This is a genomic window from Curtobacterium sp. NPDC089185 (assembly GCF_040685235.1).
Classification (GTDB): Bacteria; Actinomycetota; Actinomycetes; order Actinomycetales; family Microbacteriaceae; genus Curtobacterium; species Curtobacterium citri.
In genome coordinates, this window is sequence record NZ_JBFBHK010000025.1 from 1 (window position 1) to 26,899 (window position 26,899).

Sequence of the window (26,899 nt, forward strand, 5' to 3'; positions counted from 1 at the left end):
CGTCCGACCTACTCGACGGTGACCGACTTCGCCAGGTTGCGTGGCGGCCCGCCCACCCGCACCGCGCCTCCCGTCCGTCCGTCCGTCCGTCCGTCAGTCGTAGATCGTGACCCAGTCGACCTTGACGTGCCCGCTCGCCTTGGCGGGGGTCCGCGAGCCGGTGTCGGTCTCGGCCTGCAGGGTCACCCGCATGGGCTTCGTCGGCACGGCCTTCGTGGTCGAGGCGACGAGCTTGCCGTCCCAGTAGAAGCGGACGGCGGTCCGGTCCCACTCCGTGGTCGCGACGTGGTAGAGCGCGGTGTCGGTGGGGGCGAACGTCTCACGCTCGGGCTGGAACACCATCCCGCGGGCGGACATGCTGCCGGGTACCGCGGACGCCGGTCGGGGCTTGGCACCCAGCGTGGCCTCGGGCCAGTCGATCTCGCCCTCGTTCCAGTTGTCGCTGTTGGGCCAGAGCATCACGACGAACTTGTAGCCCGGCGTGTTCGTGGTCTTGTACCGGATCGACACGCGACCGGTCGTGTGGGGCTTGTAGCCGTCCGGCATCACGGCTGCGGCCATGGGTCGTCCGGCGTCCGACTTCAGGTAGAAGTCGAGCGTACTGTTCGACACGCTGAGCACCTTCGACGGCGTGTACCGGCCCTGCCCGCTCGTGTCGGCGAAGCCGTCGTACAGGCCCATGCCCGGGTACCGCTTCGCGACCGTGCCCGTCGGTGCCGCCGTGTCGAAGTCCTGGCGGTAGGTCTGCTTCCACGTCCGCCCGTTCGAGACGACGTTCCCCTTCGGCGCCGTCGTCGTGTACGCGTTCGCCGGCGGTGCCGCGGACGCCGGGGCGGGGGCCGTGGTGTCGGCGACCGTGCCCGCTGCGAGCACGGCGACGGTGAGTGCGGCGACGATCGAGGTCTTCATGTGCGCTCCTGCCTGCGATCGCCGACGGTGGGTGACGTCGGCGGTGTGGGTGGTGGTGCTCGGGTCCGTCCTGCCGTGTCGGCTCCGCGACCGCGTCCGTCAGTGGAACCGTGCGCGGATCGCGCCGCGTGCCCCCGTCTGGGGTCACAGCGGTCTGCGCCACCGTCGCTGAGAGGACGTGCAGCCCTCCAGTAGGGTGAGCGACATGTCAGTCGGGTTGCTCGCCGTGGTGGACGACATCCTCTCCGCGGCCCTCAAGGCCAGTGCGAAGACCGCCGGGGTCGTCATCGACGACGCCGCCGTGACACCGCAGTACGTCCAGGGGCTCGAGCCCGCACGCGAACTCCCGGTGGTCGGGCGCATCGCGCTCGGCAGCCTGTTCAACAAGTTCGTCATCATCATCCCGCTGGCGCTGCTGCTGTCCGCGTTCGCGCCGGGGGTGCTGCCCTGGCTGCTCCTGGTCGGCGGCACCTACCTGTGCTTCGAGGGCGCCGAGAAGGTGACCGAGTGGTTCGGGATGCACCACGGGTCCGCCGGCACCGAGACCGTCGCCGAGAAGGGACTCGTGTTCGGGGCGATCCGGACCGACCTGATCCTCAGCACCGAGATCATGCTCATCGGGCTCGCGAGCCTCGACCCGGACCTCGGGTTCTGGCCGACCCTCGGCGCGCTCGCCGTCATCGGCCTCGGCATGACGGTCCTGGTCTACGGCGCCGTCGCGCTCCTCGTGAAGATCGACGACATCGGTGTCCGGATGACGGCGAGCCCGTCCGCCCGGACCCGACGCGCCGGCACCCGACTGGTGGACGCGATGCCGACGGTGTTCCGCGTGATCAGCGTCGTCGGCACCGTCGCGATGCTCTGGGTCGGTGGGCACCTCGTCATCGCGAACCTCGCGGACACGTTCTGGTCCGGCCCGTACGACCTGCTGCACGTCGTCGAGCACGCGGTCGAGGCCGCCGGGCCCGTGGTCACCTGGATCGTGGACACCGCCGTGTCCGCCGTGGTCGGACTCGTCCTCGGGATGGTCGTCGTCGGGATCGTGCTCGGCATCGGACGCCTGCGGGGCTCGTCCGCGCACTGACCGCCGCGCGGCGGCGAGGTCGCCCCGGAGCGGGTGCCCTGCAGGTCAGTGACCGTCGACCGACGACTCCCACTGGTACCAGGCCTCGAGCTGCGCCTGCGCACTGCCGAGGGCACTGTGCGACCCGCGGACCGCGCCGTCGGCCGAGGTGAGCTCGTACTGCCGCTCGAGCGAGATGCGTGCCACGACCCGGTCACCGGCCACCGCCGACCACGAGGTCTCGGTGTCCTGACGCCAGGTGAGGTTGTGCTGGTGCATCATCGCTGCGGCTTCCGCTCGGTGCCGCGGGAGCCCGTACGGCGGAACGACCAGTCGGACGGTACGCCGTGGTCCTGGACCGTGCCCAGGTCCGGCACCGCGGTGGTGTCCGGCGTCAGATCTCGACGTCGCTGCCCATCGTCACGGTGCGCTGCGCCGGCAGCCCGAAGCGGGCCGCGGGATCGGCGGCGTTGTGGGCGAGACCGACGAAGAGCTTCTTCCGCCACCGGGCCATGCCGCCGTTGCCGGGCTGCGGCCGGAGTGCCCCGCGCGAGATGAAGTACGACGCCTTCGCCATGTCGTCCGGGTCGATGTCGAGCACCTCGGCCAGGCACGCGGCGTGCAGGGCCCGCGGCAGGTCCTGGTCGTCCGAGAAGCCGAACTTCACGGTGATGTGGTCGATGCCGTCGTCCTCGTAGCCGAGGTCGTCGCGGAAGAACGCCCGGGAGTGCGGCACGTGCGGCACGTTCGCCGTCAGGACCGACACGATGAGGACCGTGCGGTGCACCACGTGGTTGTGCTCCACGTTGGCCCGCAGCGCCAGCGGGGTGGTCTCCTTGTTCGGGTGCGGGAACACCGCGATCCCCTGCACCCGCGGGACGTGCTTCGTGTTGATCCGGTCGATGAAGTCGGCGAGGGACCCCTCGCGCTCCTTGCGTTCGTCCTGCACGAGCTGGCGACCGCGGCGCCACGTCGTCATGAGCGTGATGACGGCGAGCGCGATGAGCAGCGGCACCCACCCTCCGTGCAGGATCTTCGACAGGTTGCCGGCGAGGAACGTCAGCTCGAGGCCGCCGAACACGACCGCGGCGAGCACGAGCTTCCACGTCGCCCAGTGCCAGAGCGGCTTGACCACGAGGAGCAGCAGGAGCGTGTCGACGACGAGCGCACCGGTCACGGACACCCCGTACGCGGTCGCCAGGCTGGCGGACGACCGGAACGCGAGCATGATCGCCATCACGCCGATGAACAGCAGCAGGTTGACGGCCGGCAGGTAGATCTGGCCGCCCTCGTCGCGCGAGGTCTGCCGGATCGTCAGCGGCGGCAGGAGCCCGAGCTGGATCGCCTGGCGGGTCAGCGAGAACGCCCCCGAGATGACGGCCTGGCTGGCGATGACCGTCGCCATCGTCGCGAGCACGACCACCGGGATCTGCAGGGCGTCCGGGAAGAGCAGGAAGAACGGGTCCTTCGCGGCCGCCGGGTCCTCGAGCACGAGCGATGCCTGCCCGAGGTAGTTCAGCACGAGCGCGGGGAAGACGACGAAGAACCAGGCCCGCAGGATCGCCGGCCGGCCGAAGTGGCCCATGTCGGCGTAGAGGGCCTCGGCACCCGTGATGACGAGCACGACCGCGCCCATCGCCACGAACGTGATGTACGGGTGCGCGACGAGGAACGCGATCGCCCAGGTCGGCGACAGGCCCTGCAGCACGCCGGGGTGCGCGACGATGTGCGGCACGCCCGCAGCGGCGATGACGACGAACCACAGCAGCATGACCGGCCCGAAGAGGTTGCCCACCTTGCCGGTGCCGAACTTCTGCACGACGAACAGCAGCACGAGGATGACCGCGGCGATCGGCACGATGAGGTGCTCGACGGAGGGGGCGGCGGTGGACAGGCCCTCGACCGCGGAGAGCACCGACACCGCCGGGGTGATCACGGAGTCGCCGTAGAAGAGCGAGACGCCGATGATGCCGATCACGAGGAAGACCGTCGCTCCCCCGCGACGCTTGGCGTAGAGCCGCCGTGCGAGCGCGGCGAGTGCCATGACCCCGCCCTCGCCGTCGTTGTCGGCGCGCATGAGCACGAGCACGTACTTGATCGAGACGACGATCGTGACGCTCCAGAACATGATGGAGATGACGCCGTACACGTCCTCCTGGTTCGCCTTGACGAGGCCGCCGTCGATGGTGAAGACCGTGCGCAGGGCGTAGAGCGGGCTGGTGCCGATGTCGCCGAACACCACGCCGAGGGCGGCGAGCGCCAGGGCGGCGACACCCTTCGCGGGGCCGTGCGAGGGCGCGTCGACACCGTCGGTCGTCGGTGTCTGGGAGCGGGTCTCGGTCACGCTCGTCTCTTCCGTGCAGGGCCGTCCGGGCGACGGCCGCGGATCATCATCGCACCGCCGCGGCCCTGCGGCTCGCAGCGGACGCCCAAGGGGTGGCACGGGTGCGGGGACCGGCTGGTGTGCAGGGGTCGTACCCCGTCCCCTCGACGCGTACAGGAACGGCGACCTACCGTACGGACCGACGCGGGACGCGTGGGCGCCCGCGCGTGCGGAAGGAGCACTCCATGGACCTCGACGGCTTCCAACCGGTCCAGCTGATCGTGTTCGTCATCGCGGCGGCGCTGGTGTTCGGCGGGCTGCTGAGCAGCCGACGCCGACGCTGACCCCCGGACCTGCTGACCCGCCGACCCGCTGACCCGACCGACGGACCAGACCGGGCAGGGCGAGCGGACGGCGGACGGGAGGCGCGGTGCGGACGCGCACCGCGCCTCCCGTCCGTCGTCGGTGCCGGGCGCGGAGCGTGGCCCCGGTCAGACCGCCAGGTCCAGCAGCACGTCGTGCGCGACGCGCGCGGCGCGCGCCGACGCGTCGTCGAGGTGCTCGCGGAACTCGTCGCCGTCCGGCGCGCAGAGGTCGCTGATCCCCCGGATCGACAGGAACGGCATGCGGTGGACGTGTGCGAACTGCGCGATCGCCGCTGACTCCATGTCGACCGCCGCGATCGTCGGGAACGTCACGCGCAGGTCCCGGGCACGCGCGTCGGTCACGAAGACCTCGCTCGACCCGATCGACGCGACGCGCACGCGGTACGGCGTGTCGGCCGCGGCGGCACGCGCCAGCATCCCGGCGTCCGGGTCGTAGCGGGGCGGCATGCCCGGCACCTGGCCGAGGGCGTAGCCGAACGCGGTGGCGTCCGCGTTGATGTTGACGTAGTGGTCGCCCACCACGACGTCGCCGATCTCGATGCCGCGCTCGAGGCCGCCGGCCGTGCCGACGCTCAGCACCGGGACGGTCCCGAAGTCGTGGAAGCAGTGCGCGACCGCCGCGGTCGCGTTGGTGAAGCCGATGCCGCTGCGGCGGAGGGCGACGAGCGACCCGTCGACGTCGAGCAGGTGGTGCTCGTCGTGGCCGCCCACGGGTCCGTCGTCGATGACGACGCCGCCGAGCAGGTCGGCGACGGCGGAGAGCTCCTCGGTCATCGCGGCGATGACGACGGCGACGGGGGTTCCTTCGGGCTGCACCGACCGATCCTCGCACGCGGCCCGGACGTCGCGGGACGGATCGACCCCGGCCGGCCCCTCGGACTGGGGCGTCGGCGCCCCGTTGACCGCCGCGGAACGGTGTCCGTACCGTTGCGCTCGTCACGATCGGAAGGGGCCCGATGCGCGCCGTCACCACCACCCTCGGCAGGACCGCCGGCACGACCGTCCGGGTCGCCGCCGCGGTGCTCGCCGTCGTCCTGCTCGCCGCACTGCTCGTGGCGACCAGGGGTCCGGCGGCGAGCGCCGCCCCGACGCTGCTGTCGCAGGGCCGACCGGCCGTGGCGTCGTCGAGCGACGCGACCGGCAGGGCTCCGGGCAAGGCCGTCGACGGCAGCACGAGCACCCGCTGGGCGAGCGCCCGGAGCGACGCGCAGTGGCTCCGCGTCGACCTCGGTCGGACGGCGACGATCTCGCGCGTGGTGCTCCGGTGGGAGGTCGCCTACGCGAAGGCCTACGACATCCAGGTGTCGGCGGACGCGAAGACCTGGCGCACGGTGTCGAGCACCCGCTCGGGCAAGGGCGGGGTCGTCACGACGGACCTGTCCGGCAGCGGCCGCTACGTGCGGATGCTCGGCGTGCAGCGCGGCACCCAGCACGGGTACTCGCTCTGGGAGTTCCAGGTCTACGGCACCGTGCCCGCGGCAACACCGAGCCCGACCCCGACGGCTCCGCCGAGCGCGACGCCGACGCCCACCCCGACCCCGACCCCGACGACCCCGACGACGGGCGTGCGGGTCACCGGCACCCAGGGGGCGTGGCAGCTCACGGTCGACGGGAAGCCGTGGCTCGTGAAGGGCGTGACGTACGGCCCGTCGAACACCCAGGCTGCGGACTACATGGACGACATCGCGGGCATGGGCGTCAACACCGTGCGGACCTGGGGCACCGACGCGTCCTCCGCGCAGCTGTTCGACGCCGCGCGGGCACACGGCATCCGGGTCGTCGCCGGGCTCTGGCTCGACCAGGGGGCGGACTACGTCGGTGACACGGAGTACAAGGCCGACACGCTCGCGAGCATCACGAGGACGGTGACGTCGTACCGCGACCACGGCGGGCTGCTGATGTGGGACGTCGGCAACGAGGTCATGCTCGGCCAGGGCGAGGCCCAGCGCATCGCGTACGCGAAGTACGTCGAGCAGGTCGTGCAGGCGATCCACCGCGCCGACCCGGCCCACCCGGTGACCTCGACGGACGCCTGGACCGGCGCGTGGGACTACTACCAGCGGTACACGCCGAGCCTCGACCTCTACGCCGTGAACTCCTACGGCGGCATCGGCTGGGTCCAGCAGAAGTGGCGCGACGGCGGCTACACGAAGCCGTACCTGGTCACGGAGACCGGCCCGGCCGGGTCGTGGGAGGTCCCGAGCGACGCGAACGGCGTGCCCCGCCAGCCGGACGAGACCGCCACCGCGCAGGCCTACACGGACGCGTGGCGTGCCGTCACCGCGGCAACCGGCGTCGCCCTCGGCGCGACGATGTTCCACTACGGCGTCGAGAACGACGAGCCGGGCGTCTGGCTGAACCTCCGCACCGACGGGCTCAAGCGGCCGTCCTGGTACGCGGTGCAGCAGGCGTACCGCGGCACCGTCGCCGGCAACCGGCCGCCCGTCGTCGGCACCACCACCGCGAGCCCGTCGACCGGCGTCGCCCCCGGCGCGACGGTGACCGTCACCGCCCCGGTCTCGGACCCCGACGGCGACGCGCTCACCTGGCGCGCGTACACGTCGAGCCGGTACATCGACGGCAACGGAGCCCAGCGGGAGACGCCGGTCACACGCGCCGTGGACGGCTCCCTCCGGGTCACCGCACCCACGACCCCGGGTGCGTGGAAGATCGCCGTCTACGCCCTCGACGGGCACGGCAACGTCGGCATCGGGACGACCTCGGTGCGGGTGCGCTGACGTCGGGACGCGCCCCGTCGCCGACATCCGCAGGGCCGAGGGGGCTACGGTCGGACCGGTGACCGATGATCGACGCCGCGAGGTCGGCGAGGGCGACGCACCCGTCGAGGACGAGATCGAGGAGTCCTTCGACGCCGTGGTCGACGAGGGTGCCGAACGACTGCAGCGGACGACGCGCGTGGTCCTGGCGACCGGGTTCGCCGGGGGCCTCGAGATCGGGCTCGGGGTGATGGGCTACCTCGCCGTGCTGCACGAGACCGACAGCCACCTGCTCGCGGGACTGGCCTTCAGCGTCGGGCTGATCGCCCTGCACCTGGCGCACAGCGAGCTCTTCACCGAGAACTTCCTCATGCCGATCGTGGCGCTCATCGCCCGCGAGGGCACCGTCGGTCAGCTCCTGCGGCTCTGGCTCGGGACCCTGCTCAGCAACCTCGCCGGCGGCTGGGTGGTGATGTGGCTCGTCGTGCAGGCGTTCCCGCAGTGGCACACGGTGCTCGAGGAGTCGGCACGGCACTACGTCGACACGCCCTTCGGGCTGCAGGCCGTCGTGCTCGCGGTGCTCGGCGGCAGCACGATCACGCTGATGACCCGCATGCAGCAGGGCACCGACTCGGACCCCGCGAAGCTCGTCGCCGCCGTGGTCGGCGGCTTCCTGCTCGCCGGCCTGCAGCTCTTCCACTCGATCCTCGACTCGCTGCTCGTGTTCGGCGCGATCCAGGCGGGGTCGTCGATCACCTACGGGCAGTGGCTCGGGTGGTTCGGCTACACGCTGCTGTTCAACGTGCTCGGCGGGGTCGTGCTCGTCACGTCGCTGCGGATCATCCGGTCCGCCGACCTGCTCCAGGGCCGGCGGCGCACCGCGCCGGACGCACCCGACCGCGGGGCGCGCGAGCAGGGCTGACGCCGACACGTGACGGACGGGAGGCGCGTGGCGGCGCCGCCACGCGCCTCCCGTCCGGCACGGGGTCCCGCTGCGCCGGAGGGGTCAGTGAGCGGCGGGGGTGGCGACGGCCAGCGCGGACGCGAGCGTCGCGATGAGGCCGAGTCGGGCGAAGTACGGGCGGACCGTCACGGGGAGCAGCGCGATCAGCGCGAAGGCGTCCGCCGCGGTGTCCGCGAGCCGCTGCTGCTCGGATGCCGACAGCGGGACGCCGGCGGCGACCAGCGTGGCCCAGCCGACGATCTCCGCACTCGGGAGCTCCGGGTCGCACACGCTCGCACGGTCCACGCCCTCGGGCAGCGGCGACGTGCTGTGCACCAGCAGGGCTGCCTCGAGTTCCTCACGCATCGCTCCACCGTAGAGCCGCACCTGCCGAGGGTCACAGGAAGCCGGGGGACGTCGCTGCTCGCCAGCCGCGGTCCGGGTCCGGTCCGGCCCGGTCCCGGGCGGCTTCCCGGCGAGCACGGGTTGAGTGGGAGCGTGCACCCCGTCACCCCGGAACAGCCGCAGCAGCCCCTGCTGTCCCTCGTCTACGCGAGCCGCGCGGTCGTCGGCTTCGGGCTCGACGACCTCGACGAGCTCCTCGCGCACTCCCGCCGGGCGAACGCCGTCGCGGGGGTCACGGGTCTGCTCCTGTTCAAGGACCACCGGTTCCTGCAGTTGCTCGAGGGCCCGGCGACCGCGGTCCGCGAGAAGATGGCGTTCATCGCGGAGGACCCCCGCCACGAGCACGTCACCGTGCTGCTCGAGGAGGACGTGCCGACGCGGCAGTTCCCCGAGTGGACGATGGGCTACGCCGCCGAGGACACGCTGCAGCGCGCCGAGGTCCCCGGGCACCGCACGACCTTCGACGACATCGACTTCATCCCGGACGACCACCGGCTCGGGCCGAACCTGCCCGAGCTGCGCGAGCTGTTGCGCTGGTTCCGGGAGCACCAGCCGACCGCCGCGTCCGGCGTCGGGACCGCCCGCCCCCGGTGATCGCCGTGCCGCCGGGACGTCCGTCTGGGACGATCGGGGCATGCCCTCCGACGGACGACCGCTCGAACGCCTCGGCTTCCTGACCCTCGGGTCCTTCGACCCGGCCGACCCCGCCGCCGGCCACGAGGAGACCCTCCGCGTGATCGAGCGGGCCGAATCGCTCGGCTACGACAGCGCGTGGCTGCGGCACCGACACCTGCAGCACGGCATCTCCTCCCCCGTCGCGGTCATGGCGGCCGCGTCGCAGCGGACCTCCCGGATCGCGCTCGGGACGGCCGTCACCCCGATCGGTGCCGAGAACCCGTTCCGGCTCGCCGAGGACCTCGGCACCGTCGACGTCCTGCTCGGTGGACGTCTGCAGGCGGGGTTCTCGGTGGGGACCCCCATGCACTACGACCTGTACCGCGACGCGATCCACCCGGACACCGCCGAGCACGAGGACCTCGGCAACGAGCGGCTCCTGCGCTTCCGCGACCTCGTGCGCGGCGACCCGGTGACGGACGGCGTCCAGCGCCGCGGGATCGAGGAGTTCGCGACGACCGTCCAACCGCAGAGCCCCGGGCTCGCCGATCGCATCTGGTACGGCACCGGCAGCACGCGCTCCGCCGTCTGGGCGGCGGAGAACGGCTTCCACCTGCTCACCTCGAGCGTCACGCGCGCCGAGGCGGGCAACGACTTCGCGACGAACCAGCGCGCGCAGGTCGAGGCCTACCTCGACGCACACCCGGACCGCGGGCGTGCCCGGATCTCGCAGGGCCTCGTGGTCATCCCGACGGACACCGCGACGGCGGAGCAGGAGGCGCGGTACCGGGCGTACGTCGCGGCGCGGTCGGAGCGGGTCGGCGTCCCCCAGGGGCCGGCCGGGCTGCTGTTCGCCGCGGACCTCGTCGGGACCTCGGCCGAGATCGCCGACCGCCTGCGCGCCGACGCCGGGTACCAGGTGGCGACGGAGGTGGCGTTCGCGCTGCCGTTCTCGTTCGAGGCCGACGAGTACGCCCAGATCGTGTCGGACATCGCGGAGCGGCTGGGGCCGGAGCTCGGGTGGGCGCCGCGGACGGGGTCGGTCGCACCCTGACCGTGCCGCTCCGCCCGGCAGGGCGCAGGTCCGGCAGGACGCAGGTCCGGCCTCAGTGTCGCGGCACGTTCGCTTCCACCCAGTCCCGCAGGTCCGCCAGGGGCACCGCGGCTCCCCGGCCGAGCGGCGTCAACGCGTACTCGACCCGTGGCGGCACCTCGGCGAACACCGTCCGGCTGACGAGCCCGGCACCCTCCAGCCGCTTCAGCGACGCGGAGAGCACCTTCGGACTGCGACCCTGCAACCGGCGACGGAGTTCACCGAACCGATGCGGGCCGCCCTCGAGGACGCCGATGGCGAGCGCCGTCCACTTGTTCGCGAGCAGGTCGAGCATCGACCGGCACGGGCAGGCTGCGGCGTAGACGTCGTCCCGGTCGCGGGAGTCGAGCACGTGCTCGGTGCCGGGGACATCGCTCGTCGACGTGCTCACCCCGGCACTGTACCCGTCGACCCGGTGCCGGGCGAGCCGTCCGGTCCCCGCCGGGTACGGCTCCCGACCTGGGCTTCCTCGGTCACCCGAGGGTGACCAGGACCCCTTGCGGGTGACCACGTGACAGGGTGCACAGTGGTGGCGTGACCACCACGAACGAGATCCGAGCGATCGCACAGACAGCCGCACTGCCCGTCACCAGCACCGACAGCCTGGTGTTCACGACCATCCCCGGACCGGTGCCCGGGCCCCACGACCTGCTCGTCGAGGTCCGCGCGGTCTCGGTCAACCCGGTCGACGTGAAGCTCCGCGGCGGCGCCGAGCCGGAGGACGGCCTGCGGGTGCTCGGCTTCGACGCCTCCGGCACCGTCCGCGCCGTCGGTGGGGCGGTCACGCTCTTCGCGCCGGGGGACGAGGTCTCGTACGCCGGTGCGATCGACCGACCGGGCAGCAACGCCGAGCTGCAGCTCGTCGACGAACGCGTCGTCGGCCGGAAGCCGTCGACCCTGTCCCACACCGAGGCCGCCGCGCTCCCGCTCACCGGGATCACCGCGTGGGAGAGCCTGTTCGAGAAGCTCCGGATCGCGCCGGAGGCCACGGGCACCCTGCTGGTCGTCGGCGGTGCGGGCGGTGTCGGGTCGATCGCGATCCAGCTCGTCCGCGCCCTGCTGCCCGGGGTGCGCGTCATCGCCACGGCGTCACGTCCGGAGAGCGAGGCGTGGGTGCGTGACCTCGGCGCCCACGACGTCGTCGACCACCACGGTGACCTCGCCGCGCAGGTCCTCGAGCTCGCTCCGGACGGCATCGAGTGGATCCTGACGACGAACTCGACCGGGCAGCTCCCCGTGTACGAGCGCGTCCTCCGCACCTTCGGGCAGGTCGTCGCGATCGACGACCCCGAGCAGGTCGACGTCGTCGCGCTCAAGTCCAAGGCGCTCACCTGGCACTGGGAGTTCATGTTCGCCCGATCCCTGCACGGCGCCGCCGACCTGGCGGAGCAGCACCGCATCCTCGACCGGATCGCGGACCTCGTCGACGCCGGACGCATCCGCGGGACCGCGACGACCGTCCTGCGGCCGATCACCGCCGAGACCCTGCGCGAGGCGCACCGGCTCGTCGAGGGCGGACGCGTGATCGGGAAGGTCGTCGTGACGGACGAACCGGAGGACTGAGTCCGTCACGCCCAGCGGTACAGGGTGTCCCGGGCGAGGACGGCGAAGTCCCGCAACAGGTCGCGCTCCACGGTGTCCTCGCGCCGCGGCTCGGGGTCGAACACGCAGACCGCGCCGACCCGGGTCCCGTCCATGTCCTCGAGCGGATGGCCGGCGTAGAAGCGGATCCGCCCCCGACGTGCCACCTGCGGACGGTCCGGGTCCCAGGCGTCCCCGATGACCATCGGCCCGGACCCCAACACCGTCGACCGGCAGAAGGAGTCCTGCAGGGCGCCGTTCCCCCGCGGGATCCACAGGCTCGCAGCGGACCACTGGCGCCCCTCCGGCAGGAACGTGATCGCGGCGCCCCTCGTGTGGAAGAGCTCGGTCATCCGCTGCACCATCCGGTCCAGTGCAGCATCAGCCGGGGCATCCACGATCCCCAGGCGGCGGATCGCCTCGTAGCGGTGCTCGAACGGCTGCGGCGTCGAACGGCGCCACTGGGGGCTCCCGGCTCGGGCACGCTGCTGCTCGAGGAGCAGGTGCGTCACCTCCAGGAACAGCGGCGGGACCGACGTGAGCGCGTCGGGGTCGAGGTCGAGGACGACCAGGTCCGGCCGGGCCCGCTGCAGCGCCGCCGAGAGGGCACCCTGGTCCTCCGTGAGGGCCAGGGCGACCACGACCTCGGCGTTCGGCGCCAGCCGTGGCCGGAGCTGGTCGACCAGGACGAGGGCCTCCTCGGCGGCTCCGACGACGGCCGTGGTGGTCGTGCGACTGTGGACGACGCTGCCGGAGAGGCAGACCACCACCACGTCGTGGTTGGCGACCTGCAGCCCGCTCACGGCCGAGAGCAGCGTCTGCTCGGACCAGCTCGACCAGGGCACCGCGGTGACGTCGGCACCCCGACCGGACCGTGCGGCCACCGCGTCCGCCACCAGGCGGGCGGCGTCGTGGAGCGCTTCCCCCGGCGCGAGGACCGCATCGCCGAACACGAGGATCCGATCGGGGTCCGAGCCACCGGCCGACGCCGTGACGACGCGGGTCGGGAGCGGGCGGTGGGTGGGTCGTGGTGGTTCCGTCATCGTCATCGTCGGTATCCCTCTCGAGACAGCTGCTCCGGGACCGCCGCGGTCCGGGGAGCACTTCGGTGTGCGGCCGGCGCGCGCCGGCGTGGCCTCGACGGTAGACACGCGGACGGGGACGCGCGATCCGTTGCACGCGGACCCGGTGACGATCAGCGCGGTTCCCGGTAACAGACTCTCATTCCGCTCGAAACCATCCGGAAACACCCGCTCCGCAGACTGGTTGCAACGCTTCTCCCCGCACCGCCCGACAGTCGTCGGACGCGTCCGACCAGACGAGACCGCCGACCTCCGCGTGGTCCGGGTGTCGTCGACCGACCTGCAGGAGCACCATGCCACCCATCACGGTCGCGTCGGTCTCGGCGAACTTCACCCGGGACCTCGACCAGAACTTCGCACTCATCGAGCAGACGCTGCAGGACGCCCGGGCGCAGGGCGTGCAGTTCGTCGCCTTCCCCGAGGCGGCCATCGGCGGGTACCTGTCGTCGCTCGGCAACCACGGGGACACCGTCGCGACGACGAAGCGTTCGCTGCCCCCGGCGATCCGTCTGGACGGGCCGGAGATCCGGCGCATCCAGGAGCTCGCCGGCGACACCCTCGTCGCCATCGGCTTCTGCGAGCTCGACGACGACGGCGTGACGCGCTACAACGCGGCAGCATGCCTCGACGGCGGCCGGGTCTACGGCTCCTACCGGAAGGTGCACCAGCCGCTCGGGGAGCACATGTCGTACGCGGCCGGCGACTCCTACGCCGCGTTCGACACCCCGCTCGCCCGGGTCGGTCTGCAGATCTGCTACGACAAGGCCTTCCCGGAGGCCGCTCGGATGCTCGCCCTGGACGGCGCGGAGGTCATCGTCAGCCTCTCCGCCTGGCCCGCGGCACGCACCGCCACCGCAGAGGACCTGCAGGACGACCGGTGGACGTACCGGCACAACACCTTCGACGTCGCACGGGCGCTCGACAACCAGGTGTTCTGGATGGCGTCGAACCAGTCGGGCACCTTCGGATCCCTCCGCTACGTCGGGAACGCGAAGGTGGTGGACCCCGGCGGGAACGTGCTCGCGAACACCCTCCTCGACGCCGGACTCGCGGTCGCGGAGATCGACGTCGAGGGGACCTTCCGGGCGATGCGCGGCGGCATGTTCCACCTGCGCGATCGCCGCCCCGACCTCTACGGCCCGGTCGCCGAGTCGGAGTCGGCCTCGGTCAACGGGTGGCGGGAGCTCGCCCGTGCCTGAGATGCACTTCGCCGTCCGGTGGCCGGACGGCTCGGAGGCCTCCTACTACTCCCCCAGTCTCGTCGTCCACGACCACCTCGAGGTCGGCGGCACCTACCCGGTGGCGGAGTTCGTCGACCGCGCGGACCGGGCGCTCGACATCGCGAGCGAGCGGGTCCGTGCCCGGTTCGGGTTCGCCTGCACGTCCGCCGCCCACACCCGGCAGGAGATCGCCGACGCCGCGCGGGGCGTGGACGACGGCGAGGTCGTGGTGCTCCGGATGGAACCGCCGCTCGACGGAGCGCCCGCGTGATCGCCGTCACGCTCCGCGACGGCGACCACTTCGAGGCCGTCGTCGTCGGGGGCGGACAGGCCGGCCTCGCGGTGAGCCACGGGCTCGTGGCCTCCGGGGTCCACCACGTCGTGATCGAGCGCGACACCGTGGCGCACGAGTGGCGTGACGGCCGCTGGGACGCGTTCACCCTGGTCACACCCAACTGGCACTGCCGCCTGCCGGGGTACCCGTACGACGGCTCCGACCCCGACGGCTTCATGACGCGCGACGAGACGTACGCCTGGGTCCGTCGGTACGCCGACACCTTCGACGCCCCCGTGGCCGAGGGCATCGCGGTCGAGCGGGTCGAGCGGCGGGCCGGCGGCGGGTTCACGGTGCGGACCTCCGCGGGGACCGTCACGGCCGACACGGTGACCTCCGCCACCGGCGGCTACCACCGGCCCGTCGTCCCGACGTGGGCGGACGAGCTGCCCGCGCGGGTGCACCAGGTGCACTCGCACGAGTACCGCAACGCCCGGTCGCTGCCCGACGGGGCGGTGCTCGTGGTGGGGACGGGGCAGTCCGGCACGCAGATCGCCGAGGACCTGCTGCTCGAGGGCCGCGAGGTCCACCTGGCGCTCGGTCGCGCCCCCCGTGTCGCTCGCTCCTACCGCGGACGCGACTGCATGACCTGGCTCGCGGAGATGGGCGTGTACGACGTCCCGGTCGCCACGCGGGGGCTCGCCAAGCGGGAGTCGACGAACCACTACGTCACCGGCCGTGGTGGTGGCCGCGACGTCGACCTCCGCGCCTTCGCCCTCCAGGGGATGCACCTGCACGGACGCGCGACCGGCATCGCGGACGGCGGCGTGACGTTCGGCGGCGGCCTCGCCGCGGACCTCGACCACGCCGACTCCGTGGCCGAGTCGATCAAGGACGACATCGACCGGTACATCGACCGTGTCGGGCTCGACGTGCCGCAGGAGCCCCGGTACGTGCCGGTGTGGCGGCCGGACGACACCGCACCCGGTGCTCCGCCGGCCCTGCCGCTGGACGCGATCGGCACGGTCGTGTGGGCGATCGGGTTCCGGGCCGACTGGTCGTGGCTCGGGGACCTGGGCGTCCTCGACGCCGAGTCGATGCCGGTGCACGACCGCGGCGTCACCGAGGTCCCTGGATTCCAGTTCATCGGCCTGCCGTGGATGCACACCTGGGGATCGGGCCGCTTCCACGCGGTCGCACGCGACGCGGAGCACGTCGCCGGGGTCGTCACCGCGACGGTGCGCCCCGCGGTGCCCGCGCCGACGCGCTGATCGGCGGTCGCCGGCGCCGGAACGGACACCTCGCCCTACGCTGACCGTGTGACGACCGTGAGGATGGCAGCGGTGGCCGCGCACTTCGGCCGCGACGTGCAGCGCACGCTCACCAAGCTGCCCGGCATCGTCGAACAGGCCCGGGAGCGCGGCGTGGACCTGCTCGTCCTGCCCGACGCGACCATCGGCGGCTACCTGCTCGACCTCCACCACCCGGCCGCGACCGAGGACGGGATCCCCGGCGCAATCGACCTCGACGGCGCCGAGGTCCGTGCCGTCCAGGAGATGGCCGGAGACATGACGATCTGCTTCGGCATCTCCGAACGCGGCGACGTCGGGGGCGAGCCCGTGCGGTACAACACCGCGGTCTGCCTCACCGGCGACGGGGTGCTCGGCACGCACCGGAAGGTGCACCTGCCGCTCGGCGAGTCCGAGGCCTACCGGCCGGGCGACGAGTTCCGCGCCTTCGACACCCCCGTCGGTCGCGTCGGCATGCTCATCGACTTCGACAAGACCTTCCCGGAGGCGGCCCGCACGCTGGCCCTCGACGGCGCCGAGGTCCTGGCCTGCCTGAGCGCCTGGCCGGCCAGCGTCACCGACCGCTCCGACCGGATCCGTTCCGACCGGCAGGCGCACCTGTTCGACCTGTACGACTGCGCCCGTGCGGCGGAGAACCAGGTCGTCCTGGTGTCCTCGAACCAGACCGGGGTGCTCGGCGACCTCCGGTTCCTGGGGCAGGCGAAGATCGTCGACCCCGGCGGCGAGATCGTCGCCAAGACGTGGGCGAAGGGCGGCATGGCGGTCGCGGAGTTCGACGTCGCCGCGACGATCGCCCGCGCCCGACGATCGCTCGACCACGTCCGTCAGCGCTCCCCGTCGGCCTACCGCCTGGGCTGACCGTCCGCCCCGGAAACGCAATCGTCACGGACGAAACGCAGCGTTGTTCCAGGTGAAACCACTCCGAAACCGCGCGCCCGAACACTGGGACCACCGGCGCGGAGCAGTCTCCTCGCCGCCTCCCGACGCAGAGCAAGGAGCACTCGATGACCGATGCAGCCACCGACACCCCGGACTACGACGCGATCGTCGCGGAGAACGCCGAGAAGTCGCGCAACGAGATCGCGCACCCGTCACTGCCGAAGGGCAGCAACATCTACGGCTCCACCAAGGTCTTCCCCGACTACGAGGCGACGAAGGACCAGTACTACTTCCAGCTCGTGCACGGCATCGCGCACGAATCCTCGGTGTCGTTCGTCGCGGTGCTCCAGGCGACGCGGGCGCTCCGGAAGGGCTTCACCAGCGTCCTGTACTTCTACGGACCCGGTGCCATGAACTGCATCGCGAACCGCGGGTTCCCGACGACCGGCGCCGACGGGTTCCCGGGCGAGAACAACATCAACAACGCCCTCGAGACCTTCATCGCCGAGGGCGGGACGGTCTTCTGCTGCCGCTTCGGCCTCGCCCTGCACGGCAACCGCGAGGAGGACCTCATCGCCGGTGTCACCCCCTGCCACCCGCTCGACGTGCAGGACGCCGTCATCCACTACGCCCGCAAGGGCGCGATCATCAACAGCACCTACATGGTGTGACGCCGTGACGATCACCAACAACGGCACCGACCGCGTCGGGCACCGGGTGGCGGTGTCCCTCCTCGGTGTGCGAGTCGCCGCACCGGTGCACCGCGAGGGCGGAGCCGGTCCGTCGGACGACGGCCACGTGCTGTTCGAGGGACTGCAGGCGGCACTGCCGGTGAACGCCACGAGCCCGTACACCGTGTCGGGCGGGAAGCTCATGCTCGACGGTGCCGACCTCGGGCTGAGCGTCGACCCCGTCGCCCGCCCCCGCTTCTACGACCTCGTGACCGCGGACGGCGTGCGCTACGAGCAGGTCGCCCGGCTGCACGGCGCCAAGGTCCTCGCCACCACCGTCGTGCAGACCTGCATGCGGTACGACGAGGCCGAGCGCTGTCGGTTCTGCTCCATCGAGGAGAGCCTCCGTGCCGGGAACACCATCGCGGTGAAGACTCCGGCGATGCTCGCGGAGGTCGCCGAGGCAGCGGTCCGGCTCGACGGCGTCGAGCAGATGGTGATGACGACCGGCACCTCGAAGGGGCGCGACCGGGGCGCGACGCACCTCGCCCGCTGCGTCCGCGCGATCAAGGAGCGCGTCCCGGAGCTCGGCATCCAGGTCCAGTGCGAGCCCCCGGCCGACCTCCGCACCATCACGGACCTGTACGAGGCGGGTGCCCGCAGCATCGGCATCCACGTCGAGTCGATGGACGACGACGTGCGACGCCGCTGGACGCCCGGCAAGGCGCGCGTGCCGCTCGACGAGTACCGGGCCGCATGGCGCGAAGCCGTCCGGGTCTTCGGGTGGAACCAGGTCTCGACCTACCTGATCGTCGGCATGGGCGAGGACCCGGACGAGCTCGTCGCGTCGGCCGGCGAGCTCGTCGAGATGGGCGTCTACCCGTTCGTCGTCCCGTTCCGTCCGATCCGCGGCACGCTCGCCGTCGACGTCGACGGGGCGACCACGCCGTCCCGCGACGTGATGCACGACGTCACCCGCCGGGTCTCCGCGCTGCTGCTCGCCGCTGGCATGCACGGCGCCGACCAGGCCGCCGGCTGCGCCGCCTGCGGCGCGTGCTCCGTCCTCAGCACGACGGGGGCCTGACGTGCCGTCGATGGAGGTCCCCGCGCTCATGGGTCCGGCGCCCACCGCGTCGGTCGCACCCGCACCCTTCGTCGTCGGGATCGCCGACGCCGTCGAGGTCGCCGCGTACCGGCGGCTCCGGCACGACGCGTTCGTCGACGACCAGGGCCTGTTCGACCGGACGGACGTGGACCACCTCGACCAGGACCACCGCACGGTCGTCCTCGTCGCCCGCGCGACGGACGGCAGCGGCGCGGTGCTCGGCGGCGTCCGCGTCGCCCCGGCCACGGTCCGTGACATCGGCTGGTGGACCGGCAGTCGGCTCGTCGTCGGTCCCGCGGCGCGGAACGCGGCCGGGGTCGGCTCGGCGCTCGTCCGCGCTGCGTGCGCACTGGTCGAGCAGCGCGGTGCGCTGCGGTTCGACGCCCTCGTGCAGGAGCGCGCAGCGGCGCTCTTCACCCGCATCGGCTGGCAGCCCACGGGCCGCGAGGTGCTCGGCGGCGTCCCGCACCTGCGCATGCGCTGGCCCGTCGACCGCTACCAGCGCCTCGTCGACGCGACGAAGGCGCACCTCGCCGCCCTGTTCGCCGGTGCCCGGCCGGGAGGCGCGGGCTGGGTCGGCGACGACGGCGCACCGCTCGCGGGCACCGACGTGATCGCCGCGTGCGACGCGATCCTGCCGTCGATGGTCGAGCGGGACCCCGAGTGGGCCGGGTGGTGCGGCGTCCTCGTCAACGTCAACGACCTGACCGCGATGGGTGCTGCACCCACGGCGCTCCTCGACGCCGTCGCCGGACGCGACACCTCGTTCGTCGCGCGGGTCGTGGCGGGGCTGCGCCGCGCCTCCGACGCCTGGGGCGTCCCGATCATCGGCGGCCACACGCAGGTCGGCGTCCCCGCCGCGCTGTCGGTCACGGCGCTCGGCCGGACCGAGCACCCGGTGCCCGGCGGCGGCGCGCGGCCGGGCCAGCGGATCTCGCTGACGGCGGACCTGTCCGGCGGGTGGCGGACCGGGCACACCGGCGCCCAGTGGAACAGCACCGAGGGGCGGGACCGTGCCGCCCTGCGCGACCTCGCCGCGACCGTCGGCCGCGCGCGACCCGCGGCCGCGAAGGACGTCAGCATGGCCGGGATCGTCGGCACCGCCGGGATGCTCGCCGAGGCGTCCGGTGGCGGCGCCGTCCTCGACGTCGCCGACGTCCCGATCCCGCGGCTCGCGGCGACGGCGGACTGGCTCGGCTGCTTCCCCGGATTCGCGATGCTCACCGCGGACGATGCCGGGGCGAGCCGGATGGCCTCCCCCGCGGCGACCACCCGCGAGTGCGGGGAGGTCACGAGCGAGCCGGGGGTCCGCCTCCGCTGGCCGGACGGTGAGGAGACCACGGTGGTGACCGGCGGCGTCACGGGCTTCGGCAGCGCGGCGGCCTGAGCGTGCGGATCGCCCTGCTCACCTACTCCACCCGGCCGCGCGGCGGTGTCGTGCACACCCTCGCACTCGCGGAGGCGCTCGTCGAGCTGGGGCACGACGTCACCGTCGGCACGCTCGGCCGGGGTGGCGACCGGGTGTTCTTCCGCGACGTCGACCCGCGGGTCCGGCTGCAGGTCGTCCCGTTCCTCGACGGCCCCGTCGGCGAGACCGTGGGGGAACGCATCGTGCGGTCGATCGCCGCCCTGCGCGACGGACTCCGGCTCGAGGGCCTCGACGTCGTGCACGCGCAGGACTGCATCTCCGCGAACGCCTGCGACGGCGCGGTACGGACCGTGCACCACCTCGACACCTTCACCACCGCGCAGCTCGTGGCCTGCCACGACCGCGCCGTCCGGGAGCCCGCGGCTCTCGTCTGCGTGTCGGCGTCCGTCGCCGCCGAGGTCCAGGACGCCCACGGCCGCACCGCGACGGTCATCCCGAACGGCGTCGACGCCGTGCGGTTCACGGCGGCGTCCGGACCGTCGCCGGAGGCCGTCGCCGCGCGCGCGAGGTGGACCGACCGGCTCGGCCGGTACGTCCTCGCCGTCGGCGGCATCGAGCCCCGCAAGGGCACCATCGACCTGGTCGCCGCGTACGACCGGCTGCGCGAGCACGTGGGGTCCGACGTCCGACTCGTGCTGGCCGGGGGCGAGACGCTCTTCGACTACCGTCCCTACCGCGCGGCGGTGGACGAGTTGGTCAGCCGACGGGGCATCCCGGTGACCGAGCTCGGCGTCGTGCCCGACCCGGACCTCCCCGCGCTCGTCGCCGGGGCAGCGGCGTTCTCGTTCGTCTCCACGAAGGAGGGCTTCGGCCTCGCGGCGATGGAGGCCCTCGCAGCCGGGGTGCCCGTCGTCGCCCGGGACCTCCCGGTGCTGCGCGAGGTGCTCGGCGACACCGTCCGGTTCGCGGCCGACGTCGAGGGGATCGCCGACGCCCTGCAGGTGTCGCTCTCCGACCCGCTCGACCCCGGGCCGGGCCGGGCCCTGGCCGCGCGGTACTCCTGGACGACCGCAGCCTCGTCCCACGTCGCACTGTACGAGCGGCTCCTGACGGCCTCGGGCGGCGTCGCGATCGGTCGGACCCGCAGCGCTCCCCTGCCGGCCTGACGCCGTGCGCACCTCGATCTCACGCGCCTTCACGGAACTCGCGCAGCGCGATCCGGACGCACCGGCGGTCGACGACGTCCCCCGCGGGGAGGTCGAGGCCCGCGCGAACGCCCTTGCTCGGCGATTCCGGGACGCCGGGGTCCGCACCGACGACATCGTGACGATCACCGGCGCGAACACGGTCGACACCGTGGTCGCCACGGTCGCCGCGTGGAAGGCCGGCGCGACCCCGCAACCGCTCTCCCCGCGCCTGCCGGGAGCGGACCTCCGCGCGGTGCTCGGACTCGTCCGTCCCGCCCTCGTCGTCGCAGACGACCCCGTCGACGGGCACCCGTGGATGCCGCTCACGTCCGCCGGCACCACGCCGTCCCCCGCCGACGCCGAGCCACTGGCGGAGGACCTGGCCGCCGCGTCCTGGAAGGCACCGACCTCGAGCGGCAGCACGGGCACCCCCAAGGTCGTCGTCGCAGCGGCCTCGGCGCACGTCGACCCGGACGGACGCGTCGCCGCCTTCGTCCCCCGGCACGCCCGCCAGCTCGTCGCCGGTCCCCTGCACCACGCCGCGCCGTTCGTCTACGCCATGCGCGGTCTGATGACCGGACACTCCCTCGTCCTCATGCCGCGCTTCGACGCCGGCACCTGGCTCGACTTCGTCGCTCGCGCACACGTGACCTGGGGCATGGTCGTGCCGACGATGATGTCCCGGATCGCCGCCCTCGGTCCCTCGCGCCTCGACGCGACGGACACGACGGCACTGGACTCGGTCCTGCACATCGGCGCGGTCTGCCCGCCGCACGTCAAGCGGGAGTGGATCCGATGGCTCGGACCCGAGCGGGTCGTCGAGGTCTACTCCGGCACCGAGTCGAACGGGCTGACCACGATCCGCGGCGACGAGTGGCTCCGACACGAGGGCAGCGTCGGCCGGCCCACCGGCGGGACCGTCGTCCGGATCCTCCGAGCGGACGGGAGCGAAGCCCCGGTCGGCGAAGTCGGTCGCATCGAGATGACACGGCCCGGGCCGGCGACCTACCGCTACCTCGGAGTCGACGCGCCCCCTGCGGATGCCTGGCACAGCCTCGGTGACAGCGGGTGGCTCGACGACGACGGCTACCTGTACATCGCGGACCGGCAGGACGACCTGATCGTGAGCGGCGGCGTGAACGTGTGGCCCGCCGCCGTCGAGTCCGCACTCGAACGCCACCCCGCGGTTCGCAGCTGCCTGGTGGTCGGCCGGCCGGACCCGGACCTCGGGCAGCGGGTGCACGCGGTCGTCGACGTCGGGGACGCCGACGTCACCGCGGCGGAGTTCGACGCGTGGGCGGCGACGGCGCTCGACCCGGAGACGCGTCCCCGGAGCTGGACGATCGTGCACGAGCCGCTCCGGGACGACACCGGGAAGGCGCGGCGGAGCGCGTGGCGCTGAGCGACGGTGGATCAGGCCGTGGTGACGGTGATGCCCGCTGCCGTGAAGCGCTCGACGAGTTCCGGCGCCACGCCGTCGTCCGTCACCAGCGTCCACCCGCCGCCGAGGCGCGTCCACGCGTGGAACTCCGACTGCGCGAGCTTCGACGAGTCGGCGAGGACGTACACCGCGTCCGCACGCCGGGCGATGAGCTCCTTCAGGCGGATCTGACCGAGGTCCGCCTCGCAGATCCCGCGCTCCGGCGACACCGCGTCGGCACCGAGGTAGGCCGCGTCGAAGGTCAGGTACTCGAGCGCCGCCTCCGTCAGGCCGCCGACGAAGCCGTTGCTCAACGCTCGGTACTCGCCGCCGAGCGTGACGAGTCGGACGTCGTCGCGGTCGGCCATGTCGGTGATGACGCCGACGCTCGTGGTCGTGACGGTGAGGTCCGTGTCGACCGGCAGCGCACGGGCGAACGCGGCGACGGTCGAGCCGTTGTCGAGGAAGAGCGACGCCCCGGGGGCCACGGTCGCAGCGGCCCGTCGGGCGATGTCGCGCTTGGCGTCGAAGTGCTCGCCGAGCCGCTGTCGCAACGACGCCTCGGGGTGCGCGGCCACCGCCATCGCGCCGCCGAACGTCCGGGTCAGCTTCCGCTGCTCCTGCAGGCTCGCGAGGTCGCGCCGGATGGTGGAGGCGGTGACCCCGAACCGCTCGGAGAGCTCGTCGACGCTCGCGAGTCCGACCGTGGTCGCGAGCGTGACGATGGCTTCACGCCGCGCTCTGGCCGAGATCGACACCGGGCACCTCCGGACGGCAGGGACTGGGGACGGGTCAGGCGCCCTGCGACTGGCTCATCGCACCCGACGTCGGGGCGAGTTCGGCCGCCTGGCGGAGCGCCTCGATCATGCTAGCGACATCGGCCTTGCCGGTGCCCGCGATGTCGAACGCCGTCCCGTGGTCGACCGACGTGCGGATGACCGGGAGGCCCACCGTGATGTTGACGCCGGCCTCGATCCCGAGCACCTTCACGGGGCCGTGGCCCTGGTCGTGGTACATCGCGACGACGAGGTCGTAGTCCCCGCGGCCCGCGAGGAAGAAGAGGGTGTCGGCGGGCAGCGGCCCGACGGCGTCGATCCCGTCGGCGCGCGCGGCCTCGACGCCCGGAGCGATCTTCTCGGCCTCCTCGCCGTAGCCGAACAGGCCGTTCTCACCGGCGTGGGGGTTGATCGCCGCCACGCCGATCTTCGGGTGCGGGTTGCCCGCGCGCACGAGGGCCTCGTTGCCGCGCCGGATCGTCCGCTCGACGAGTCCCGGTTCGATCCGCGCGACGGCGTCGATGAGTCCGACGTGGGTGGTCACGTGGACGACCTTGAGCTTCGCGGTCGAGAGCATCATCGAGACCTCGTCGACGCCCATCAGCTCCGCGAGCATCTCGGTGTGCCCGGGGAAGACGTGCCCGCCTGCGTGCAGGGCCTCCTTGTTGAGCGGCGCCGTGCAGATCGCCTGGACCTTCCCGGCCATCGCCGCCTCGCACGCGACGCGGATGTACTGGAAGGCCGCGTCACCGGCGACCGGCGAGAGCCGCCCCCACGGCAGGTCCTCGGGGAGGAGACCGAGGTCGACCACGTCGACGACGCCGTCCTGGAACGTCGCGTCGGCGACGTCCGCGACGACGTTGAACGTGGCGTCGACGCCCCGGATCGCGGCGGCCTGGCGGAGGCGGGCGAGGTCGCCGATGACGACGGGTCGGCAGACGGCCAGGACGTCCGGTGACACGACGGCCTCGACGACGATCTCTGGGCCGACACCGGCCCCGTCGCCCATCGTGACGGCGACGATCGGAGTGGCGTTCATCACAGGTGCTGCCTTTCGGTTCGGTCTGCCCGGGGCCGCGTCGAGGCGGCCTCCGGCTGCGGGGTGTGATCGGTCGAGCCGGCCTGGAGGACCGTGGCGGCGTCGAGCAGGTTGGTGACGGTCCCGAAGCTGCCGGGACGCGTGACGACACGACGGCCGTCGTCCGCGCGGGACACGACGCAGCCCGGTTCGACGGCGCCCTCCGGCACGAGGCTCGTGATGTCGAGGCGGGTGAGCACGGACCGGGCCGTCTCCCCGCCGGTGAGCACGAGCGCGGCCTGCCCGCTGACGGCGGCGGCCACGATGCCGAGGCCGTCGGCGAGCCGTCGGGCGAGGTGCGGGACCGGTTCGTGCCGGTCCTCTACGCAGATCGCCGCGCTCCCGCTGCGCAGTGCCGTCCGCACGGCGTGGAGCGCCGGGTGGTCGACGTCGTCGACCTCGCGGCGGTCGACGGCACGGAGCAGGACGTCGCGGGGCAGGGGCACGACCGGGACGCCGCTGGCCGCGAGGACCTCGAGCTGCCGGGTCGCCTCGCTGCTGGCCGTCCCGACGACGAGCAGCACGCCGTGGACGTCACCGACGCGCGCCGACCGCTCGTGGTCGTCGGGGACGACCGGGTCGGAGGGTGCCGCTCCGCGGAGCCGCCCGGTCGCCGCGGCGATGCCGCCGGAGCCGAGGACCGTGCAGTCGACGCCGTCGAGCGCCGCTGCGACCCGGTCCAGATCGTCGTCGGAGACGGCATCGAGCACGGGGACCTCGCCGGCGTCGAGCGCCCGCCCGATCGCGTCGAGGACGGCGTCGCTGCCGGCGCGCACGACCGCGAGGGGGACGGACCGGGCGCGCTGCCCGACCGCGGCCAGCGGACCGGGGACGACCCGTGCCTCCAGGCCGTGCAGTCCCGCTTCCGCCACCGGCCTGCCGTGCACGTGGAGTGCGCCGTCGACCACCGTCCGCCCGAGTGCCGGGAGCGCCGTGGCGACCACGACGCGTGCGCCGGCGTCGAGGAGCCCGTCGACGACGTCCCCCACGCCGCCGCGCAGCAGCGAGTCGGTCTTCACCAGCCGCACCGGCGCTCCGGCTACGCGCATCCGCTGCGCCGCCTGCGTGACGGCCGCGCGCCGCGCGGCCGGGTCGAGCGACCGCGTGTCGCAGTCCAGGACGACGTCGGACCGGGACCGAGCGACGTGCTCGAGCGCGGCGGGGAGCGTGAGGGCGACGGTGACCGACCCGGTGCCGAGGACCGCGGCGACCTCGGCGGCTCCGGACAGGTCGTCGGCGATCGCGGCGAGGCGGTTCGACATCGGACCCCTCCTCGGGCTCGGTGGACGGTCCCATCGACGGATCGGCGGGGTGCACGAAACACGCTAGACGACCTGCGTGAAACACGCAATAGTGGTGCGCACGGCTGTCGCGCGGCGACTCGACGACGAGTCGCTCCGACGGCGTCCGAACGAGAGGAACCCAGTGCGTGACACCGACATCCGAGGCCGCAGGCTCGCCCCCGCCGTCCTCGGCACCATGACCTTCGGCGACAGCGTCGACGAGACGACGGCGGCCGGGATGGTCGACGTGTTCCTGGAGGCGGGCGGGACCGGCATCGACACCGCGAACGGGTACGTCGGCGGCCGCAGCGAGGAGATCCTCGGCGCCGTGCTCGTCGGACGCCGCGACGACGTCGTGCTCGCCACGAAGGTCGGCATCCCGAACCCGGACGCCGAGGGCGCCGCGCCCCTGTCCGCCGCGGCGGTCGAGCGGTGCGTGCACGCGAGCCTCCGGCGGCTCGGGACGGACCACGTCGACGTCCTCTACCTGCACCAGCCCGACCGTTCGACGCCGGCCGAGGACACGCTGACCGCCGTCCGGGCGCTCGTCGACGCGGGCGCGGTGCGCACGTGGGGCGTCTCGAACTTCGCGGCCTGGCAGATCGCGGAGCTGCGGCACACGGCCGCGGGACTCGGACTCGACGCCCCCGTCCTCGGGCAGCAGGTGTACAGCGTCATCGCGACCCGGATCGACGACGAGTACGCCGAGTACGCCAGGAGCACCGGACTCGCGACGGTCGTCTACAACCCGCTCGGCGGCGGGCTCCTGACCGGCAGGCACCGACCGGACGAGCACCCGGCGGAGGGACGCTTCGGGTCCTCGCCGCTCGCGGGCATGTACCGCGACCGGTACTGGAACGACGAGGTCTTCGCCGCCGTGGAGCGGCTCCGCTCGATCGCGGAGGGCGCGGGGCTCCCGATGGCCGAGCTCGCGCTGCGGTGGACGATCGGCCGCCCCGTCGTGGACGCCGTCCTGATCGGTGGGTCGCGGCTCGCGAACATCGAGGCGAACCTCGCCGCGCTGGCCGCGGGTGCGCTGCCGGACGACGTGCAGCAGGCCGTCGACGACGTGGCCGCTGCGCTCCGCGGACCGATGCCGGCCTACAACCGCTGACGGCGCGACCGCTTGACGGACTGGAGGCGGGGGGGGCGGGGGGCCCCCCCCCCCCCCCCCGCCCCCCGGGGGGGGTTTTTCCCCCCCCCCCCAACC

At 73.1% G+C, this 26,899-nt stretch carries 26 protein-coding genes; 16 read left to right on the top strand and 10 right to left on the bottom strand.

The features are described 5' to 3' along the window. Nucleotides 1-93: 93 nt before the first annotated feature. Nucleotides 94-909, bottom strand: a complete 816-nt coding sequence (locus tag AB0N84_RS15480; protein WP_363547944.1) for a glycoside hydrolase family 16 protein — start codon at nt 907-909, stop codon at nt 94-96. 205 nt (nt 910-1,114) lie between these two features. On the opposite strand from AB0N84_RS15480, the gene AB0N84_RS15485 reads away from it, so the two are divergent. Further along, nucleotides 1,115-1,993, top strand: a complete 879-nt coding sequence (locus tag AB0N84_RS15485) for a DUF808 domain-containing protein (RefSeq protein WP_363547947.1) — start codon at nt 1,115-1,117, stop codon at nt 1,991-1,993. A 45-nt stretch (nt 1,994-2,038) separates the two neighbouring features. On the opposite strand, the gene AB0N84_RS15490 is transcribed toward AB0N84_RS15485, so the two are convergent. The 3 genes from AB0N84_RS15490 to mtnN all read right to left on the bottom strand — a co-directional run bounded on the left by AB0N84_RS15490 (nt 2,039) and on the right by mtnN (nt 5,497). Further along, entirely contained in the window at nt 2,039-2,254 is a 216-nt protein-coding gene (locus AB0N84_RS15490) for a hypothetical protein (RefSeq protein ID WP_182045523.1), read from the bottom strand. A 112-nt stretch (nt 2,255-2,366) separates the two neighbouring features. Further along, a complete protein-coding gene (locus AB0N84_RS15495; protein ID WP_069712540.1) occupies nt 2,367-4,316 on the bottom strand; it encodes a potassium transporter Kup in 1,950 nt (649 codons plus the stop codon). 470 nt (nt 4,317-4,786) lie between these two features. Next, a complete protein-coding gene (gene mtnN / locus AB0N84_RS15500; protein ID WP_083263868.1) occupies nt 4,787-5,497 on the bottom strand; it encodes a 5'-methylthioadenosine/S-adenosylhomocysteine nucleosidase in 711 nt (236 codons plus the stop codon). Nucleotides 5,498-5,637: 140 nt separating this feature from the next. On the opposite strand from mtnN, the gene AB0N84_RS15505 reads away from it, so the two are divergent. Then, a complete protein-coding gene (locus AB0N84_RS15505) occupies nt 5,638-7,419 on the top strand; it encodes a discoidin domain-containing protein (RefSeq protein ID WP_182045524.1) in 1,782 nt (593 codons plus the stop codon). 58 nt (nt 7,420-7,477) lie between these two features. Next, on the top strand, nt 7,478-8,320 hold the full coding sequence (locus AB0N84_RS15510) for a formate/nitrite transporter family protein (protein ID WP_182045525.1): 843 nt from the start codon (nt 7,478-7,480) through the stop codon (nt 8,318-8,320). An 84-nt stretch (nt 8,321-8,404) separates the two neighbouring features. Here the strand turns inward: AB0N84_RS15510 and AB0N84_RS15515 are convergent, their stop codons facing one another. Beyond that, nucleotides 8,405-8,707, bottom strand: coding sequence for a hypothetical protein (locus AB0N84_RS15515; RefSeq protein ID WP_182045526.1), 303 nt, complete (start codon nt 8,705-8,707; stop codon nt 8,405-8,407). A gap of 132 nt (nt 8,708-8,839) precedes the next feature. Between AB0N84_RS15515 and AB0N84_RS15520 the strand changes: the two genes are divergently transcribed. Together AB0N84_RS15520 and AB0N84_RS15525 are read left to right on the top strand one after the other, a co-directional pair. Beyond that, on the top strand, nt 8,840-9,340 hold the full coding sequence (locus AB0N84_RS15520) for a BLUF domain-containing protein (RefSeq protein WP_259346031.1): 501 nt from the start codon (nt 8,840-8,842) through the stop codon (nt 9,338-9,340). Between the two features lie 40 nt (nt 9,341-9,380). Then, nucleotides 9,381-10,415, top strand: a complete 1,035-nt coding sequence (locus AB0N84_RS15525) for an LLM class flavin-dependent oxidoreductase (protein WP_182045527.1) — start codon at nt 9,381-9,383, stop codon at nt 10,413-10,415. 52 nt (nt 10,416-10,467) lie between these two features. Here the strand turns inward: AB0N84_RS15525 and AB0N84_RS15530 are convergent, their stop codons facing one another. Continuing rightward, nucleotides 10,468-10,845, bottom strand: coding sequence for a helix-turn-helix domain-containing protein (locus AB0N84_RS15530; protein ID WP_259346032.1), 378 nt, complete (start codon nt 10,843-10,845; stop codon nt 10,468-10,470). A gap of 143 nt (nt 10,846-10,988) precedes the next feature. Here AB0N84_RS15530 and AB0N84_RS15535 point away from each other — a divergent pair, with 143 nt between their 5' ends. Further along, nucleotides 10,989-12,017, top strand: coding sequence for a zinc-binding alcohol dehydrogenase family protein (locus AB0N84_RS15535; RefSeq protein WP_363547955.1), 1,029 nt, complete (start codon nt 10,989-10,991; stop codon nt 12,015-12,017). Between the two features lie 5 nt (nt 12,018-12,022). Here the strand turns inward: AB0N84_RS15535 and AB0N84_RS15540 are convergent, their stop codons facing one another. Beyond that, nucleotides 12,023-13,084 (bottom strand): GAF domain-containing protein, encoded by a 1,062-nt coding sequence (locus tag AB0N84_RS15540; RefSeq protein WP_182045529.1) that lies wholly within the window; start codon nt 13,082-13,084, stop codon nt 12,023-12,025. Between the two features lie 326 nt (nt 13,085-13,410). Between AB0N84_RS15540 and AB0N84_RS15545 the strand changes: the two genes are divergently transcribed. From AB0N84_RS15545 to AB0N84_RS15585, 9 genes are all read left to right on the top strand, one after another. Next, nucleotides 13,411-14,316, top strand: coding sequence for a carbon-nitrogen hydrolase family protein (locus AB0N84_RS15545; protein WP_182045530.1), 906 nt, complete (start codon nt 13,411-13,413; stop codon nt 14,314-14,316). A gap of 1 nt (nt 14,317) precedes the next feature. Further along, nucleotides 14,318-14,608, top strand: a complete 291-nt coding sequence (locus AB0N84_RS15550; RefSeq protein ID WP_259346037.1) for an MSMEG_0570 family nitrogen starvation response protein — start codon at nt 14,318-14,320, stop codon at nt 14,606-14,608. Next, entirely contained in the window at nt 14,605-15,882 is a 1,278-nt protein-coding gene (locus AB0N84_RS15555) for an MSMEG_0569 family flavin-dependent oxidoreductase (RefSeq protein ID WP_220456170.1), read from the top strand. The genes AB0N84_RS15550 and AB0N84_RS15555 overlap by 4 nt, the downstream gene beginning before the upstream one ends. Before the next feature lie 48 nt (nt 15,883-15,930). After that, entirely contained in the window at nt 15,931-16,779 is an 849-nt protein-coding gene (locus AB0N84_RS15560) for a carbon-nitrogen hydrolase family protein (protein WP_289460063.1), read from the top strand. Nucleotides 16,780-16,925: 146 nt separating this feature from the next. After that, a complete protein-coding gene (locus AB0N84_RS15565; RefSeq protein ID WP_289460064.1) occupies nt 16,926-17,471 on the top strand; it encodes an MSMEG_0572/Sll0783 family nitrogen starvation response protein in 546 nt (181 codons plus the stop codon). Nucleotides 17,472-17,475: 4 nt separating this feature from the next. Next, nucleotides 17,476-18,555, top strand: a complete 1,080-nt coding sequence (locus tag AB0N84_RS15570; RefSeq protein ID WP_220456172.1) for an MSMEG_0568 family radical SAM protein — start codon at nt 17,476-17,478, stop codon at nt 18,553-18,555. Between the two features lie 10 nt (nt 18,556-18,565). Beyond that, a complete protein-coding gene (locus tag AB0N84_RS15575) occupies nt 18,566-19,963 on the top strand; it encodes an MSMEG_0567/sll0787 family protein (protein WP_363547961.1) in 1,398 nt (465 codons plus the stop codon). Nucleotides 19,964-19,965: 2 nt separating this feature from the next. Further along, nucleotides 19,966-21,111 (top strand): MSMEG_0565 family glycosyltransferase, encoded by a 1,146-nt coding sequence (locus AB0N84_RS15580; protein WP_363547964.1) that lies wholly within the window; start codon nt 19,966-19,968, stop codon nt 21,109-21,111. Between the two features lie 4 nt (nt 21,112-21,115). Then, complete coding sequence (locus AB0N84_RS15585) at nt 21,116-22,534, top strand: AMP-binding protein (RefSeq protein ID WP_363547967.1); 1,419 nt, start codon at nt 21,116-21,118, stop codon at nt 22,532-22,534. A gap of 11 nt (nt 22,535-22,545) precedes the next feature. On the opposite strand, the gene AB0N84_RS15590 is transcribed toward AB0N84_RS15585, so the two are convergent. From AB0N84_RS15590 to AB0N84_RS15600, 3 genes are read right to left on the bottom strand one after another with little or no spacing between them, the layout of a single operon-like run. Beyond that, complete coding sequence (locus AB0N84_RS15590; protein WP_182045535.1) at nt 22,546-23,310, bottom strand: DeoR/GlpR family DNA-binding transcription regulator; 765 nt, start codon at nt 23,308-23,310, stop codon at nt 22,546-22,548. A 34-nt stretch (nt 23,311-23,344) separates the two neighbouring features. Then, a complete protein-coding gene (pdxA, locus tag AB0N84_RS15595) occupies nt 23,345-24,367 on the bottom strand; it encodes a 4-hydroxythreonine-4-phosphate dehydrogenase PdxA (RefSeq protein WP_363547971.1) in 1,023 nt (340 codons plus the stop codon). Continuing rightward, the gene (locus AB0N84_RS15600) at nt 24,367-25,668 is read right to left on the bottom strand and encodes a four-carbon acid sugar kinase family protein (protein ID WP_363547973.1); all 1,302 of its coding nucleotides are present in this window, start codon (nt 25,666-25,668) and stop codon (nt 24,367-24,369) included. The genes pdxA and AB0N84_RS15600 overlap by 1 nt, the downstream gene beginning before the upstream one ends. Before the next feature lie 163 nt (nt 25,669-25,831). Here AB0N84_RS15600 and AB0N84_RS15605 point away from each other — a divergent pair, with 163 nt between their 5' ends. Next, the gene (locus AB0N84_RS15605; RefSeq protein WP_363547976.1) at nt 25,832-26,803 is read left to right on the top strand and encodes an aldo/keto reductase; all 972 of its coding nucleotides are present in this window, start codon (nt 25,832-25,834) and stop codon (nt 26,801-26,803) included. Nucleotides 26,804-26,899 lie beyond the last annotated feature (96 nt).